The sequence below is a fragment of the Micromonospora sp. MP36 genome (assembly GCF_008119785.1).
Lineage (GTDB): Bacteria > Actinomycetota > Actinomycetes > Mycobacteriales > Micromonosporaceae > Micromonospora.
Window position 1 is genome coordinate 196,189 of the sequence record NZ_VSFA01000004.1, and the last position, 15,412, is coordinate 211,600.

The 15,412-nt window shown below is 72.3% G+C and carries 17 protein-coding genes; 3 read left to right on the top strand and 14 right to left on the bottom strand.

Going from position 1 to position 15,412, the window contains the following annotated elements; translation table 11 throughout:
• Positions 1-77: 77 nt before the first annotated feature.
• From FXF52_RS42895 to FXF52_RS42900, 3 genes are all read right to left on the bottom strand, one after another.
• A complete protein-coding gene (locus FXF52_RS42895) occupies positions 78-239 on the bottom strand; it encodes a hypothetical protein (protein ID WP_255471785.1) in 162 nt (53 codons plus the stop codon).
• Between the two features lie 109 nt (positions 240-348).
• Positions 349-609 (bottom strand): hypothetical protein, encoded by a 261-nt coding sequence (locus FXF52_RS07345; RefSeq protein ID WP_148794700.1) that lies wholly within the window; start codon positions 607-609, stop codon positions 349-351.
• A gap of 2 nt (positions 610-611) precedes the next feature.
• Complete coding sequence (locus FXF52_RS42900) at positions 612-743, bottom strand: hypothetical protein (protein ID WP_255471786.1); 132 nt, start codon at positions 741-743, stop codon at positions 612-614.
• A 335-nt stretch (positions 744-1,078) separates the two neighbouring features.
• Here FXF52_RS42900 and FXF52_RS07350 point away from each other — a divergent pair, with 335 nt between their 5' ends.
• Positions 1,079-1,318 (top strand): winged helix-turn-helix domain-containing protein, encoded by a 240-nt coding sequence (locus FXF52_RS07350; protein ID WP_148794702.1) that lies wholly within the window; start codon positions 1,079-1,081, stop codon positions 1,316-1,318.
• Between the two features lie 71 nt (positions 1,319-1,389).
• Here FXF52_RS07350 and FXF52_RS07355 read toward each other — a convergent pair whose 3' ends face one another.
• The 9 genes from FXF52_RS07355 to lpdA form a co-directional block, all read right to left on the bottom strand.
• Positions 1,390-2,193: a MerR family transcriptional regulator gene (locus FXF52_RS07355; protein WP_148794705.1), complete on the bottom strand. Its 804-nt coding sequence runs from the start codon at positions 2,191-2,193 to the stop codon at positions 1,390-1,392.
• Positions 2,186-2,722 (bottom strand): VOC family protein, encoded by a 537-nt coding sequence (locus FXF52_RS07360; RefSeq protein ID WP_148794707.1) that lies wholly within the window; start codon positions 2,720-2,722, stop codon positions 2,186-2,188. The genes FXF52_RS07355 and FXF52_RS07360 overlap by 8 nt, the downstream gene beginning before the upstream one ends.
• Positions 2,723-2,814: 92 nt before the next feature.
• The gene (locus FXF52_RS07365) at positions 2,815-3,591 is read right to left on the bottom strand and encodes an aminoglycoside adenylyltransferase domain-containing protein (RefSeq protein WP_148794709.1); all 777 of its coding nucleotides are present in this window, start codon (positions 3,589-3,591) and stop codon (positions 2,815-2,817) included.
• Positions 3,592-3,883: 292 nt separating this feature from the next.
• The gene (locus FXF52_RS07370) at positions 3,884-4,075 is read right to left on the bottom strand and encodes a hypothetical protein (protein WP_148794711.1); all 192 of its coding nucleotides are present in this window, start codon (positions 4,073-4,075) and stop codon (positions 3,884-3,886) included.
• Between the two features lie 32 nt (positions 4,076-4,107).
• Positions 4,108-5,028, bottom strand: coding sequence for an LLM class flavin-dependent oxidoreductase (locus FXF52_RS07375; protein ID WP_148794713.1), 921 nt, complete (start codon positions 5,026-5,028; stop codon positions 4,108-4,110).
• Positions 5,029-5,200: 172 nt separating this feature from the next.
• Positions 5,201-5,692 (bottom strand): hemerythrin domain-containing protein, encoded by a 492-nt coding sequence (locus FXF52_RS07380; RefSeq protein WP_255471787.1) that lies wholly within the window; start codon positions 5,690-5,692, stop codon positions 5,201-5,203.
• Between the two features lie 109 nt (positions 5,693-5,801).
• Complete coding sequence (locus FXF52_RS07385) at positions 5,802-7,133, bottom strand: low temperature requirement protein A (protein ID WP_148794715.1); 1,332 nt, start codon at positions 7,131-7,133, stop codon at positions 5,802-5,804.
• A gap of 126 nt (positions 7,134-7,259) precedes the next feature.
• The gene (gene sucB, locus FXF52_RS07390; protein WP_148794717.1) at positions 7,260-9,071 is read right to left on the bottom strand and encodes a 2-oxoglutarate dehydrogenase, E2 component, dihydrolipoamide succinyltransferase; all 1,812 of its coding nucleotides are present in this window, start codon (positions 9,069-9,071) and stop codon (positions 7,260-7,262) included.
• A gap of 67 nt (positions 9,072-9,138) precedes the next feature.
• Positions 9,139-10,530 carry a dihydrolipoyl dehydrogenase gene (lpdA, locus tag FXF52_RS07395; RefSeq protein ID WP_148794719.1) on the bottom strand — a complete coding sequence of 464 codons (1,392 nt, stop codon included), beginning with the start codon at positions 10,528-10,530 and terminating at the stop codon, positions 9,139-9,141.
• A 178-nt stretch (positions 10,531-10,708) separates the two neighbouring features.
• On the opposite strand from lpdA, the gene FXF52_RS07400 reads away from it, so the two are divergent.
• Entirely contained in the window at positions 10,709-11,038 is a 330-nt protein-coding gene (locus FXF52_RS07400; RefSeq protein ID WP_148794721.1) for a hypothetical protein, read from the top strand.
• Between the two features lie 61 nt (positions 11,039-11,099).
• On the opposite strand, the gene FXF52_RS07405 is transcribed toward FXF52_RS07400, so the two are convergent.
• On the bottom strand, positions 11,100-12,668 hold the full coding sequence (locus FXF52_RS07405) for a leucyl aminopeptidase (RefSeq protein WP_148794723.1): 1,569 nt from the start codon (positions 12,666-12,668) through the stop codon (positions 11,100-11,102).
• Positions 12,669-12,830: 162 nt separating this feature from the next.
• Between FXF52_RS07405 and gcvT the strand changes: the two genes are divergently transcribed.
• Positions 12,831-13,961, top strand: a complete 1,131-nt coding sequence (gene gcvT / locus FXF52_RS07410) for a glycine cleavage system aminomethyltransferase GcvT (protein WP_148794725.1) — start codon at positions 12,831-12,833, stop codon at positions 13,959-13,961.
• Positions 13,962-14,104: 143 nt separating this feature from the next.
• Here gcvT and FXF52_RS07415 read toward each other — a convergent pair whose 3' ends face one another.
• The gene (locus FXF52_RS07415) at positions 14,105-15,397 is read right to left on the bottom strand and encodes a DUF2314 domain-containing protein (RefSeq protein ID WP_148794727.1); all 1,293 of its coding nucleotides are present in this window, start codon (positions 15,395-15,397) and stop codon (positions 14,105-14,107) included.
• Between the last annotated feature and the right edge of the window lie 15 nt (positions 15,398-15,412).

The following is a 15,412-nucleotide window of genomic DNA, read 5'->3' on the forward strand; positions in this document are numbered from 1 at the left end:
GAGCGCTCTCGAGGTCAAGGAATGCGTTGCACCTCCCGTCGTCCCTCCTGACGAAGGCGGAGTGAACTGTTCGGCCGCTACGAACTTGATGACGTGAATGGATCGCGGCGAGAGCCAACTGCCCAGCCGAGGAAGCGGGCGTAGAGCTGGCTCGGCTCCGGCCCGTCCTGCGGGTGCAGGAGGTGCAGCTCGCCGGCCGCGTCGTGCAGCATCCCGCCCAGGTAGACCAGCAGCGACACCCGGTCGTCGACGTACTCGCGGAGCAGGGTGAGCCGGGCGATCGCGCACGGCCAGGGCGCGGCGCAGACCCGGCAGAGCCACAGCGGCCGATCGGCAGGTGCGCCTTGCTCACCACCGGCCGCCGTTGGCCCGCCAGGTCTGCGCCGGGGTCAGCCAGCCGGCCCGCCCGACCTGCGGGTTCGCCCGGGTCGCCTCGTCCCACCACCGGCTGTTCGGCGGCGGTGCCGGCGGCTCGGTGGGAATCGGCGCGTGCCGGTCCGGGCAGGCGGTCCAGCGCAGGCCGCACGAGCACCAGCGCCGCCCGCGCCGCCAGGTCCGTCGGTGCCGGGGCGCGAGCGGCACCGGCGCCGCGTTCCGTCGTGGCCACATCGTCAACACCTTCCATCGGGTACGCGGACCAGCACCGCCCGAATGGCGAGCCGAACGTCCGCCACCGTGACCACCCATGGCATCGGCAACTCGCCGAGCACCTTCTCCATCGCGTCCACCGGTTCGTCGACCACTGACCGCACGCTGCTCCGCCTCTCTCGCCAAATGCGGCACCGAGACGGGCGGGGTCGGCCGTGCGCGCGCATGGTCGGCCGGAGCCCGGCACCCGCCCCGGGCCTGCTAACGGACCCGCCGACACCTGGTCGCGGGCAGGGGGTGGCACCCGGCCGACTACCGGGGGAGTAACCGGCCGGGTGGTCCTACGGGGTGACCAGCTCGTGGTTGCAGACCTGGGAGCCGGTCATCGAGAGCTTTGCACAGCATGTTGTGCAAAGCAAGGACGAACTTCGCCTTACTTGTTGTGGCTGGTAGTTCATGGTCGAATGGCGGTGCAGACCTGGGAGTGTGAATGCCCGCCAAGGCGAAGTGGGCGCAGCTTGCCGACTACCTCCGTGAGCGGATCGAGTCGGGTGAGCTTGCGCCGGGGGAGAAGCTGCCATCGACCGCGCAGCTCAAGGAAGAGCACCGCGTGTCGCAAACCGTCGTGCGACAGGCGATTCTCGTGCTTCAGACGCAGGGCTGGGTGGAGGGTGTGCACGGCGTCGGCGTGTTCGTCGCCGAGCAGTTGCCGAACGCGCCCGACAGCTGAGAGCGGTGGATTCATGGGCATGACCCTGTGGTTCACCCGGGTGGCCCCGCAGGAACTGGACCGCCCGTGCTCTACTGCCAGGTCGCGGTGTCGGGGTCGATGCCGTGGGCGCGCGCGCTGGCGTCGATGATTCGGCGGAACCACGTGGCAAGGCCGGCGCGGATGCCGTCGTAGTGGGCAGCCCATGCCGGATCGGCCTCAAACATGCGGCCGAGACAGACCTGCATCTGCCTGGTGAGGGGAAAGTACGACGCAAAAACGTCGCGGTGCCACTCGACGAGTTGATTCGCTTCTGGGCTACCAGGTGTGACGCCGGCGTCCATCGCATCCCCGAGGGCGCGGTCGAAGCCGGCAACGGTGTCGGCGATGGCCTGCCATTCCTGCGGACCGCGAGAGGCTGAGCGCTCGGCGTACTGCCGCCATTGCGTCGTGTTTCCGTAGCGCTGGCGGGCTTGGGCGGGCCAGTCCGGGTTCCACTCGGGGCCGAAGATCGCGGCCTGCTGCTCGACGGTCAGCAGCAGGCCGCGCTCGTGGGCGTCGATCATCCGATCCAGTCCGGCGCTGAGCTGCTGGAGGCGGTCGATCCGTTCAGCAACCTGGGCGCGCTGCGCGCGCAATGCGCCGGGCACGTCTGCGGCCGAGTCGTCCAAGATGGCCCGAATCCTGTCCAGGCCGAGACCGATCTCACGGTAGACGACGATGCGGTGTAGGCGTTCCAGATCACCAGCGGTGTAGCGGCGGTATCCGGCAGCCGTGCGCAGCGACGGTCGCGCCAGACTGATCTCATCCCAGTGATGCAACGCGCGGACTGTCACGCCCAGCCGCGCCGAGACCTGACCGACGGTCAGGCCATCGGCGTCAGTGGCATCAGGCATGCTCCTCGTTGTTGCCGCGACCGGCGCCCGGTGGGGTGATCCCGATGGCTTCAAGGTTCCGCGCCTCCTGACTGGCCGGATCAAAGGGCTTCGCCGCAGTGAACACGATCCGTGCGTTCTCGGGGGTGATCACCTCCACATCGCGGGTGTTCCAGGGAGTATCCCGGGGGCCATCGACCGAGTTCGGGCGCACCGCACGACAGGCCTCGACAACGGAATCGACCTGGCTGAGCACGCACGCGAAACTGAAGCTCATCGCTGGTGCCTGCTCCGGAACGCTCTCCGCCGAGACGAGGAGTACGTCCTGGAACGCCCACCGGCGCAGATGCACAAGCCTGCCGGGGATGCTGAACAGCTCGAAGAACCCGAGCCCACGAATCCAGAAGTCCACCGACGCCGCCATGTCGCTCGTGGGGATCGTCACGAACGCGGGCATTCCATAGATGCCACGGAACGGCTCCGGCGGAACCGCATCCGGGCCGGGAGCGGGCACGGGACTCATCTCAAACGCGTCGTAGTAGTCACTCATGCACCCCACCCTCCAGCCTCACGCAACGTGAGAGTCAAGCCGGGCCCGTGAATCTCGCCCTACCCCAACGATGCGACCAAGGGCCTCAGCTTCTAACCGAGGGCGTGTTCACCGTGCCGGGCGGTTTCGCCCAGCACGGTGTCTAGCACCTGGGCGATGCCCGCCTCGTCGATCGCCGCTGCTGGATCCACCTCGTACTGATGAAGCGCCTGCCGGACCGCAGTCAGCGACGGGTCGCAGTCGAGTGCCCACCCGGCGGCCTCGGCCTTGGCGCAGTGCCGGCCCTCGACCGCGAAGCGCCAGATCCGGCAGGCCGTGAGGACCATGAGTGCGGCGTCTTCCGCATCGTCAGTGCGCGACCGCCAGGTAGTCAGCCAGTACCGGCCGCGCTCGTGGACCCACTCGTCGGGCACCGGCGCGAGCACCTCGCGTGGCGGAGCGCCGCGGAGGGCGTGCCCGTCGGCGCGCGCCATCGACAGTTCGGCCGGCAGGTCGGGGGCGGCGGGCACCCGGCGGTCGACCTCGAACCCGACGGACGAGCCGTCGTACCGGCCGACGTGCAGCTCCAGCGGTGGTGTCGGCGTCGGCGCGCCGGCCACCTCGGCGGTCACCACGTGCAGGTCGATGCCGGCCGAGCTGCCGAGGTCGGCCTGGCGAACCCGGTCCACCAGGGCGTCGAGTTGCGGGTCGGAGAGTCCGCCGTCGACGACGACGAGCAGGTCGATGTCGCTGCGACCGGAACGGAAGCCGCTCGCCGCCAGCGATCCGTGCAGGATCACCGATCGGACCGCCCCGCCCACGATGTCCACGACGGCCCGGGCCAGCTCTTCAGCCGCGGCCCGTGCGGGACCGTCGTCGGTGAGTACCACCCCGTATTCCTACCTCAGCGACGCCAGAACGCCAATCTGGCGGCGTCCGGGCGAAGGGATACCACCACATCGGGGAGGTGGAGTTGATCGAGGTGTTGCCTTGAGGCAGGTGAGCAGCGAAAGCAAGGCGCAGCGGCCAGCGGAGGGTGCGCGCCTCGTGCTCGGGGGCGGCTCATGAATCGTTTACGCCATCAGGTCTGTAGCGGCTATGGACAAGGTCGGCGCCCTTCGGCCTAGGTGCGGCCCCTTCCCGCTGGCGTCTGCTCCAAGGTCGCCTCGATGTCGGATGGCATCACCATTCACGGTCGAGGAGGTCCTGTCCAATCGCCGCGTCGAGGTCACTCCGTAGCCGGGCTTCGTCCAGGACTGGCGATCTGGCGAAAGCTGCCATGACCTCGGCCCGGTCGCGCTTCGCGCCTCGCGTGAAGGCATTGGAGTCGTTTCGCGCGCGCTGCGGGAGGTCTCGGTCGGCATGCTCGGCCACAGTGGCAGTCTGCCGTGGTGCGCTACGAAGTGCTATAGCGCCGCCAGGCGGGGGAGGAGTGGGGCCAGGGCGTCGACGGCGTCGGCGCGTACCACGAAGCGGGTGATCCCCCAGCGGCGCCGGTGGTGCGCGACCGCCGCGACGATCTCCTCGGCCGTGCCGATCAGCACGAACGGCGTGGCGAGCAGCTCGGCGGTGATGAGGTTGGCGTGCTCGGCGAACCGCGCGGCGGCGGCCTCGGCGTCGTCGGTCACGGTGACCTGCTGGACCAGCGCCTCCAGCACGGGCGGCGCGTCGCGGCCGGCGGCGCCGGTCGCCACGTGGGCGAGCTGGGCCTCGATCTGGTCGGCCCGCCATCGCACCTCGTGCGTGTGCCCGTCGGGCAGGGTACGGCCGGCACCGATCAGGCCCACCACGTCGGCGTGCGCGCCGGCCCAGCGCAGCAGCGTCGAGTTGCCCGTACCGATGGTGAGCGGGACCCGGTCCTGCACGGGCTTGAGCTCGGTGAGCCGGGCGGCGTGGGCGACCAGCTCCGGCGTGTCCACGGTGACCTCCTTGCCGGCCAGCAGGTCGCGCACGGCCTCGGCGACCGCGATGCAGCGGCGGACCCGGCCGGGCACGTCGGGGCGCTCCCGGCCGACGGCCCGCCACTCGGCCGGGGTGTGGCCGGCGCCGACGCCGAGCCGGGCCCGCCCGCCGGAGACCACGTCGAGGGTGGCCACGTCGGTGGCGAGCAGGATCGGCTCGCGGACCCCGGCGTTGGAGACGTACGAGCCGAGGCCGAGCGTCGAGGTCACCGCCGCCGCGGCGGCGAGCGCCACGAACGGCGACGCGCCGTGCCCCGGGTGGTCGGCGGCGAACAGGGCGTCGAAGCCGGCCGCCTCGGCCCGGCGGGCCAGGTCGAGCCAGCTCGCGGCGTCGGTCGGTCGGGCCTGGATGGAGAAGGTCACCATCGGCCCAGCATGGTGCGGTGGCGGGCGCGCTGGCCAGTTCGGAGCCGCCGATTCTGCCGACAGGCGAATGCGCCGTCCGCCGCCCTCATCCGTGGAGGCGGATCTTGGCGCTGCTCAACTCATGGGGCCGAGCGCAGCGGCGAGAAGTGGAACACGGCGGTGCCGATGCGATTTACGCCCCATCGGGGACGTCCATGCCGAACAGTTCTTCGGCCGTACCGCCGGTCACCGCGTCCAGCGCGGCGACCAGTTTCCGTTCCTCGTAGGTGAAATGCGACTCCAGCAGCGCGGCCAGGCCGTCCAGCTCGGCGCGGACCGCCGGGCCGTCGTCCGTCCCGGCGAGCAGCGCGTCGACCTGGCGCAGCAGGTCCGCCACCACCCGGTGGTCCTCGCTCAGTTGGGCGAGGACGGGTCGCAGCTCGGGCACCTGCTCGGCCAGGAGGCGGAACGCGCCGGCGTCCTCGCCGGTGTGGTGCCGGTCCAGCGCCGCGCAGAAGCCGACGCAGTGGGCCCGTAGCTCGCGGGACAGGCCGGTGCCGGCGCCGCCGGGGGAGTCGAGGCTCGCGCGGAGCCGGGCAAGCTCTTCGCGGAGCCAGTGGTGGATCTCGATCAACTGGGTGCCGAGGGCGGTCAGCCGTCCGGCCGGTGAGTGGGATGGGTGCACATGGTCCCCTGCTGTCCCGCGCCTCCATGCCCACGGCGGCCTTCGGGCCGGGTGCACCGCGACGCTGGGCTGCACCCTACGCGAACCGGACGCCGTCCACCGCCCCGGGTCACTCGCCCTCGTCCGGTTCGTTCGGCTCGTGCCAGCGGGCCCGGTAGGCGGCCTCGTGCGCCTCGTGGGCGGTCCGTTCCTCGAAAACCAGTCGGCGCAGCGCCCGCCGGCCCTCGTCGAAGATCACCACCTCGGCGGCCACCATGCCGACACAAATCACGGTCAGCAGCCCCAGGGTTCCCAGCGCCGGCAGTTGGTCGACCAGCGGGGGGCAGATGGCAAGCAGCCCGAGGGTGACCACCCGGGTCCAGCTCAGGGTGTGCAGGGTCCGCAGTTGGAACAGCATGTCGCCGAGGAGGTACAGGAACACCCCACCGAAGAGCAGCGGCTCGGCCGAGCCGCGGGCCGGCGCCCAGTCGGAGATCGTCGGACTGGTGATCTGGTGGACGATCTGCTCGGCGCCGAGCGCGAACAGGATGATCCCGGCGATCATCGGCAGGTAGCAGTACGCGTACGCGTCCCGGGCCATGGTGAGCCGGGGTTTGCCCTGTGCCGAGTGCAGGGCGATCCGGGCGGCCGGCCCGACCATGTCGTAGTGCGCCCACCAGAGGGCGGCGGTGAAGAAGATGCTGAGCACCGCCGCCCCCACCGCCGGCAGGGTGGGTGGCTGCCCGATCAGGTTGCTCCCGACGCCGACCGAGATGACCGACTCGCCCAGCGCGATGATCAGGATCAGGTCGTACCGTTCGGTCCAGTGCTCGGCCGAGGCGATGCCCCAGACCCAGGAACCCACGAGTTGGCCGGTTGTGTACTGGAGCAGCACGACCAGGGCCCACAGCCCGTCCCGGACGAGCGGCGCCCAGGAGGAGCCGTGCATGGCCGGGGGGATCAGCGCGGCGGCGAGCAGCAGCAGGGTGCTGCCCACCAGCTCCGGGGCGAATCGCCTCATCTGCCGGAGTTCGTCCGGTCTGTCCCGCACCGCGTGCCGGAGCAGCAGCAGGTGCACCAGGCGAACCACGATGTAGCTGACCGCCGCCACGACCGGCCCGGCGGCGTTGCCCCGCACGTCGTGGAACGCCTGCGGCAGCGACAGGGCGAAGGTGAACAGTGCCGCCATGCCGACCGTCATCAGCACCGGCACGAAGCCCTCGCCGAGCCGGACCCGGGTGGCGACCACGCTGTGCACCACCCACGACCACCACAGCACGGCGAGGACCAGCAGGGCGTGCAGCAGCGCCCCGCCGCTGACATCCCGCGCGGTGGACCGGGTGATGATGAAGAACGAGAAGACGAAGACCAGGTCGAAGAAGATCTCGAACCGGTCCACCCGGGCCGCGGGGGCCACCGGCACCGCGGGCCCGAGGCGCCGCCGCCACCCGAAGCCGCTCACCGACCGAGTCTGTCAAGCGGGCGGCCGGCAGCGGGCCGGATTCCGGCCACCCTGCGCGGCCGGCCCGGACACGACGAAGGGGGCGCGCGGCGTGTGCCGCGCGCCCCCTTGCGTGTCGTCAGGGCGTCAGAGCCCCAGCTCGGCCTCGAAGTTGCCGGCCTCCAGCCGCTCCTTGACCGCGACGAGGAAGCGGGCCGCGTCCGCGCCGTCGATCAGCCGGTGGTCGTACGACAGGGCCAGGTAGACCATCGAGCGGACCGCCACGACCTCGCCCAGCTCCGGGTCGTTGACCACGACCGGGCGCTTCACCACGGCACCCGTGCCGAGCATCGCCGACTGCGGCGACGGCACGATCGGGGTGTCGAAGAGGGCGCCCCGGCTGCCGGTGTTGGTCAGCGTGAAGGTCGCCCCGGCGATCTCGTCCGGGCTGATCTTGTTGGTCCGGGTGCGCTCGGCCAGGTCGGCGACCCGCTTGGCGATCCCGCCCAGGTTGAGGTCGCCGGCGTTGTGGATGACCGGCACCAGCAGGCCCCGCTCGGTGTCCACGGCGATGCCGAGGTGCTCCGCGTCCGGGTAGGTGATGGTCCCGGCCTCAAGGTCCATCCGGGCGTTGACGATCGGGTAGGTCTGCAGCGCCTCGACCGCCGCCAGGGCGAAGAACGGCAGGAAGGACAGCTTCACGCCGTGCCGCTGCTGGAAGGAGTCCTTCGCCTGGGCCCGCAGCTTGGCGATCTTGGTGACGTCCACCTCGATCACCGTGGTGAGCTGCGCCATCTCGTGCAGCGACTGCTGCATCCGCTTGGCGATGGCCGCCCGGATCCGGGGCAGCTTCTCGGTGGTGCCCCGCTTCGCGCTCGGCTGCGGCTTCGCGGCCGGCTTGGCCGGGGCCGGCGCCGCGGCGGCGGCCGGCTGCGCGGCCGGGACAGCCTTGGCGGCCTTCGCCTTCTCGGCCGCCTCCAGGACGTCCTGCTTGCGGATCCGCCCGCCGACGCCGGTGCCGTTGACCGAGGACAGGTTCACCCCGTGCTCGGCGGCCAGCTTGCGCACCAGCGGCGTCACGTAGCCGGCGGCCTCTTCGCCGCCGCCCTGCACGGGGGCGGTCGGACGCTGCGGGGTGGGGGCCGGCGCGGCCGGCTGCGCTGCCTGCTCGGCCCGCATCGGCTGGGCGGCGGTCTCCGCCTCCGGCGCCGGCTGGTTGTACGACACGCCCGGGGTCGGCTCCTCGGCCTTGGGCGCCGGGGCGGCCTCGACCTTCGGCTCCGGCTTCGGCTCGGGCTTGGCCTCGGGCTTCGGCGCCGGCTGGGCCGGGGCCGGGGCGGCACCGGCCGCACCGATGATCGCCAGGTCGGCGCCGACGTCGGCGGTCTCGTCCTCGGCGACCTTGATCTCCAGCAGCGTGCCGGCGACCGGCGAGGGGATCTCCGTGTCGACCTTGTCGGTGGACACCTCCAGCAGCGGCTCGTCCACCTCGACGCTGTCGCCGACCTGCTTGAGCCAGCGGGTGACCGTACCCTCGGTGACGCTCTCGCCGAGGGCCGGCATCTTGACCGGGGTGCCCGCGCCCGACGGCGCCGGGGCCGCCTGGGCCGCCGGCTGCTCGACGGCCGGCTGCTCCGCCTCGGCCTGGGGCGCGGCGGCGGCCTCCTCGGCCTCCTCGGCCGGGGCCGCCTGCGGCGCGACCGCCCCGCCGACCTGCTCGCCCTCGCCGGCGATGACCGCCAGCTCGCTGCCGACCTCGGCGGTCTCGTCCTCGCCGACCACGATCCGGCTCAGCACGCCCGCCGCGGGCGACGGGATCTCGGTGTCCACCTTGTCGGTGGACACCTCAAGCAGCGGCTCGTCGACCTCGACGGTGTCGCCCTCCTGCTTGAGCCAGCGGGTGACGGTGCCCTCGGTGACGCTCTCGCCGAGCCGGGGCATGGTGACCGATACCGGCATGTTCTCCAGACTCCTTCATTCCCCTGGTGGGATCATCGCCCGTCGCCGGACGCCGCGGTTGTCGTGGTCAGTTGTGCGCGTGCAGCGGCTTGCCGGCGAGGGCCAGGTGCGCCTCGCCCAGGGCCTCGTTCTGCGTCGGGTGGGCGTGCACGAGCTGCGCCACCTCGGCCGGGTACGCCTCCCAGTTGTAGATGAGCTGCGCCTCACCGATCAGCTCGCCGACCCGGGCGCCGACCATGTGCACGCCGACCACCGGGCCGTCCTCGACCCGGACCAGCTTCACGTGGCCGGTGGTCTTGAGGATCTGGCTCTTGCCGTTGCCACCCAGCGGGTAGTTGTAGGTCTTGACCTTGTCGGCGCCGTACTGCTCCTTGGCCTTCGCCTCGGTCAGGCCGACCGACGCCAGCTCCGGGTCGCAGTAGGTGACCCGCGGGATGCCGGCCTCGTCGATCACGGCCGGGGTCTGGCCGGCGATCTCCTCGGCGACGAAGATGCCCTGCTGGAAGCCGCGGTGCGCGAGCTGCAGGCCCGGCACGATGTCGCCGACCGCGTAGACGTTCGGCACGCTGGTGCGCAGCCGCTCGTCGGTCAGCACGTAGCCGCGGTCCATCTTGACGCCCTGCTCCTCGTAGCCGAGGTTGGCCGTGTTCGGGCCGCGACCGACGGCGACCAGCAGCAGCTCGGCCTCGACGGTCTCGCCGCCCTGGATGGTCAGCTTGACGCCGTTCTCGGTCTTCTCGACCTTCTCGAACGGCTTGCCGACCTTGAAGTTGATCTTCCGCTTGCGGAAGGCCCGCTCCAGCGCCTTCGACGACTCCTCGTCCTCGGCGGCGACCAGGCGGGGCAGCGCCTCGACGATGGTCACGTCCACCCCGAAGGACTTCCACACGCTGGCGAACTCGACGCCGATCACGCCGCCGCCCAGCACGATCGCCGAGGCCGGGACCCGGTCCAGGACCAGGGCGTGGTCGCTGGTGATGATCCGCTCGCCGTCGACCTCCAGGCCGGGCAGGCTCTTCGCGTACGACCCGGAGGCCAGGACGACGTTGCGGCCGGTGTAGCGCTTGCCGTCGACCTCCACGGTGTTCGGCGCGACCAGCTTGCCGGCGCCCGCCACGAAGGTGATGTTCTTCGCGCCGCCCACCAGGCCCTGGAGGCCCTTGTAGAGCCGGGAGATCACGCCGTCCTTGTACGAGTTGACCGCGGCCATGTCGATGCCCACCAGTTCGGCCTTGACGCCGAACTGCTCCGACTCGCGGGTCTGGTCGGCGATCTCGGCGGCGTGCAGCAGCGCCTTGGTCGGGATGCAGCCGTTGTGCAGGCAGGTGCCCCCGAGCTTGCCCTTCTCGATGAGGGCGACGGACAGGTTCAGCTGGGCGGCGCGCAGCGCGGTCGCGTAGCCGCCGCTACCACCTCCGAGGATCACGATGTCGAAGGTTGCGTCGTTCGGCTCGCTCACGTTCCAACTCCCAGTTCGCGTCACTGCATCGGGGGTTACGGTGGAGTAACAGGCACACCCCACCTCGGTCATCTTGTCACCACCGCCGACGAAGCGCGTAGTGAGGTGCCCAACGACACGTCCCCGCCACGTACGCTTGGCACCGTCTTCGATGATGTACGGGGGAGGAGTGGGTGCGGTGGGGCTGTTCCGACGACGTAAGCGGACGGGCGCGGTGAGTCGCGACCGGGTCGCCGAGCGCGCCGATCTGGACCACCTTGAGAGCTTCGTCCGCACCCGACGCGGGGTCGAGGCGTATCTGGAGCCACGGACCACGGTCACCGAGACCACCGTCATGCTGATCGCCGACGACGGCGAGTGGACCCGGCGGCGGGTCGGCACCCCGGAGGAGGCACGCCGCTTCGCCCACAAGCTCGCCATCCCGATCTACGACGTCCGGCTGATGGGCTACCCGCAGCGCATGCGCGACTACAACGAACGCCGCAAGCGCCGCCCCGAGCTCTTCTGAGCCGGACAAGCGGACGGGGCGCCCCCGGGTAGGGAGCGCCCCGTCGTCGCGGTGGACGGCGTCAGCCGTTGGCGGCGACGTCCTCGACCAGGTGGACCAGGGTGCGGACCGGGACGCCGGTGCCGCCCTTGGTCCAGTAGCCGGTCGCCTCGCCCGAGTGGTAGCCGGGGCCGGCGATGTCGATGTGCGCCCAGGCCACGTCCTCGGTGACGAACTCGCGCAGGAAGACGCCACCCTGGAGCATGTGGCCGGCCCGGTCCATGCCCGCGTTGACCTGCGAGATGTCAGCGACGTCGGAGTCCATGCCCTTGCGCACGTCGTCCGGCAGCGGCATCGGCCAGGCCGGCTCGCCGGTGGCCTCACCGGCCGCCTTCACCCGCTCGCACAGCTCGGGGGTGCCCATCACGCCGGCGATCTTCTTGCCCAGCGCGATCACCTGGCCGCCGGTCAGCGTCGAGGTCTCGAACAGGTAGTCGGCGCCGTCCTCGCAGGCCCGGGCGATGCCGTCGGCGAGGATCATCCGGCCCTCGGCGTCGGTGTTGAGCACCTCCACCTTCTTGCCGCTGTACATGGTGATCACGTCGCCCGGCCGGTAGCTGGTGCCCGACGGCATGTTCTCCGCCATCGGCAGGTAGCCGGTGACCGCCACGGACGGCTTGAGCGCCGCGACCGCCAGCATGGCCGCGCCGACGGCCGCCGCGCCGGCCATGTCGGACTTCATCTCCCACATGCCCTGGGCCGGCTTGATCGAGATGCCGCCGGTGTCGAAGGTGATGCCCTTGCCGACCAGCGCCACCCGCTTGCCGTTGCCGCCACCGGCCGGGGTGTAGGTCAGCTTGACCAGCCGCGGCGGGGCCTCCGAGCCCTGCCCGACGGCGAGGATGCCGCCGTACCCGCCGGACTTCAGCGCCGCCTCGTCGAGCACCTCGACACCGAGCCCGGCCTCCCGGGCGGCGGCGGCCACGGCCTCGGCGAACGCCGGCGGGCGCAGCTCGTTCGGGGCGGTGTTGACCCAGTCCCGGCTGGTCCGCACCGCGCCGGCGACCGCCTGGGCGCGGACGACCTCCGCCTGCGCGGTCGCGTCGGCGGCGTCCGGCACCGCGATCAGCACGTCGGCCACCGGCTCGCGCCGGCCCGGCTGCGGCTTGGTCTTGTAGCCGGCGAACCGGTAGCCGCCGAGCAGCGCACCCTCGGCGACCGCGCGCAGCGCGGCCGGGGCGTCGGCGTCGTCGGGCAGCGGCAGGGCCAGCGCCACGCGCGGCGCGCCGGCCAGGGCGCGGACCGCCGCGCCGGCGGCCCGGCGCAGCGTCTCCGGGGCCGGGGCCGCGCCGGACGGCTCGGGGCCGAGGCCGACGGCGGTGACGACCGGGGCGGTGATCGTGCCCAGCGTGGCCAGCTTGATCACCTCACCGGGGCCGCCGGTGGCACCGAGCAGTGCCAGCGTCTCGGTCAGCTTGCCGTCGAACGCGGCGGCGATGCTCTCCGCGCCGCTGGCCAGCAGCAGGGTGCCGGCGGGTGAGCCGGAACCCTGCTCTGCGGTCTGGCTGTGCACGCCGATCACGATCGCGTCGACGGCGAGTTCGGCGGGGTCGGTGTCGACCAGGCTGAGGGTGGTGCGGGGCGATGTCACTGAAGCTACTCCGGGCGGGCCGGGCCGGCCGCGTGGTCGCGTACCGGCGATGAAGGTCTCCGGCGCAACCTACCCGCCGGACGCGTGGCTGTCCCGCCGATGGGCCTCCGACGGGTCCCGCCGATGCTAACCAGGCGTTCAGCGGGCGGTAAGTTGCCACCCATGACCGAGGTGACCTCCGACGCCGCCGCGACCCGGCTGCGCCGTTCCCCGCTGCACGAGCGGCACACTGCCGCCGGCGCCAAGTTCGCCCCCTTCGGGGGCTGGGAGATGCCGCTGGAGTACGCCGGTGGCGGCGTGCTCAAGGAGCACACCGCGGTGCGTACCGGGGTGGGTGTCTTCGACGTCTCGCACCTCGGCAAGGCGCGGATCACCGGGCCGGGCGCCGCGGACTTCGTCAACGCCTGCCTCACCAACGACCTCGGCCGGATCAGCCCCGGCAAGGCGCAGTACACCCTGTGCTGCGACGAGGCGACCGGCGGCGTGGTGGACGACATCATCGCCTACCTGCACGCCGACGACCACGTCTTCCTGGTGCCGAACGCGGCGAACACCGCCGAGGTGGTCCGCCGCCTGCGCGCCGCCGCGCCGGCCGGGCTGGCCATCTCCGACGAGCACGAGGCGTACGCGGTCCTCGCGGTGCAGGGGCCGCGCTCGGCGGACCTGCTGGCCGCGCTGGGCCTGCCCACCGAGCACGACTACATGAGCTTCTCCACCGCGACCCTGGACGGTCTCGGGCTGACCGTGTGCCGCACCGGCTACACCGGCGAGCTCGGCTACGAGCTGGTGATCCCGGCCGAGCACGCGCTGGCCGTCTGGGACGCGCTGTTCGCCGCCGGGGCGGCGTACGAACTGCGGGCCTGCGGGCTGGCCGCGCGGGACACCCTGCGCACCGAGATGGGGTACCCGCTGCACGGGCAGGACCTCTCGCTGGAGATCACCCCGGTGCAGGCCCGCTCCGGCTGGGCGGTGGGCTGGGACAAGCCGGCCTTCTGGGGCCGGGACGTGCTGCTCGCCGAGAAGGCGGCCGGCCCCCGGCGTACGCTGCGCGGGCTGGAGGCGGTCGACCGGGCCATCCCGCGCCCGGGGATGGCCGTGTACGCCGGCGACACCCGGGTCGGCACCATCACCAGCGGCACGTTCAGCCCGACCAAGAAGCAGGGCATCGCGCTGGCCCTGATCGACACCGAGCCCAAGCTCGCCGACGGCGAGATCGTCGACGTCGACATCCGCGGCCGCCGCGCCCAACTGCGCCTCACCCGCCCCCCCTTCGTCAAGCCCTCGGTCCGCTAGCCCCCGCTCACGGCGATCATGAAGTTGTTGTCCCGACACGCCGTAGTCGACGGCAACAACTTCATGATCAACCGGGCCGGGCTGGGCCGGGCTGGGCCGGGCCGGGGCGGGGCGCGCGGCAGTGCAGGGTGGCGAGAGCGTGGTCAGTCGGGGGTGGGGGGTTCGCCGGCGTCCAGGACGGCTTGGGTCCAGCCGCCTTCGATGACGCCGGTGGCGTCGAGCAGGGCCCAGTCGACGACATCCGTCGCCTCCACCACGACCGGGGCGCCGATCCGGACGGTGGGGTCGGTGGCGGCGTCGCTGGCGCTGGCGCCGACGATCCGCTCGGGGCTGTCCCAGGACGTCACCCCGGCCCAGACGAACTCGGGGCCCTCGTCGCCGGGCAGGCCGTACTTGACCACGAGCTGGGCCTCGGCGGGCAGCTGACCGGCGAGGAACCGGGCCCGGATGTCGCCCAGGCCGGCACGCGCGGTGGCGATCGCCCGGCTCATCGCGTCGCCCGGCCGGGCGTACCGGACGTCCGGCTGGATGCCGTTGAACAGGGTGGCGCAGGCGGCGGCGAAGTAGCGGCCGGCCGGGCCGGGGTGCCCGGGCGGCGGGTTGAGGCTGAGGAACGAGTCGGCGTCCGGGTCGGTCGCCGGGTCCAGCTCCAGCCGCAGCAGCACCGGCGCCGTCGCGCCGTGCTGCTCCGGATTGCCGTACGCCACCGCGATGTCGTGCCCGGTCACCGTGGCCAGTACCGGGAGCTGCACGAACGCGGGCACCTCCTCGCCGGCCAGCCCCTCGGTCCAGTCCCGCAGCAGCCGCCGGGCGGCGCCGGTCATCACCGCGCCCCAGGCCCGGGTCAGATGGTCCGGCACCCCCTGGGTCTGCAGCTCCAGCAGCCCGAACCGGCGCAGCCCCTTGGTGGTGAACCAGAGCCCGTCGGCGTCCGACGAGTACGGCACCAGCACCCAGTCGACCAGCCGGATCCGGCCCTGCTCGTCGGGGAGCGAGCGCAGCGCGGCGGCCGGGTCGAGGAACTGGAGACCGAAGACGTCCACCACGTCCCCGTCGACCGTCTCGGCGATCGCCGCGGCCACCGCCCGGGCCGCCCACTCGTGCGCCGGCGGCCAGCCCGGCCGGTATTCGGCCTGCACCACCACCAGGTGCGTGGCGGCGGCCAGCCGGGCCAGCTGGGCCTCGGTGGCGCCGAACGCGGTGAGCAGGTCCGGCGGCAGCTCGGGGAACTCGCCGATCGTACGGGTGTCGACGCTCATCAGCGGGCTGTCCAGCATCTGCCGCGCCAGCCCGTGCACCGGCTCGGCGAGCCGCCCCGCCAGACCCGCCACCGCCGTCTTCGGGCTGACCTTCGGCAGCCCGGCGATGGGCACCAGGTAGGTCGCGTCCAGCGACTCCGGCACCGGTACGGGCAGGAAGTCGTCCGTGATGAGCATGTCGTCCCCCTCGAC

Coding starts and splice junctions, on each gene's coding strand:
- FXF52_RS07345 (WP_148794700.1), bottom strand. CDS start 609: ATGTGGCCACGACGGAACGCGGCGCCGGTGCCGCTCGCGCCCCGGCAC.
- FXF52_RS07350 (WP_148794702.1), top strand. CDS start 1,079: ATGCCCGCCAAGGCGAAGTGGGCGCAGCTTGCCGACTACCTCCGTGAG.
- FXF52_RS07355 (WP_148794705.1), bottom strand. CDS start 2,193: ATGCCTGATGCCACTGACGCCGATGGCCTGACCGTCGGTCAGGTCTCG.
- FXF52_RS07360 (WP_148794707.1), bottom strand. CDS start 2,722: ATGAGTGACTACTACGACGCGTTTGAGATGAGTCCCGTGCCCGCTCCC.
- FXF52_RS07375 (WP_148794713.1), bottom strand. CDS start 5,028: ATGGTGACCTTCTCCATCCAGGCCCGACCGACCGACGCCGCGAGCTGG.
- sucB (WP_148794717.1), bottom strand. CDS start 9,071: ATGCCGGTATCGGTCACCATGCCCCGGCTCGGCGAGAGCGTCACCGAG.
- gcvT (WP_148794725.1), top strand. CDS start 12,831: ATGACCGAGGTGACCTCCGACGCCGCCGCGACCCGGCTGCGCCGTTCC.
- FXF52_RS07415 (WP_148794727.1), bottom strand. CDS start 15,397: ATGCTCATCACGGACGACTTCCTGCCCGTACCGGTGCCGGAGTCGCTG.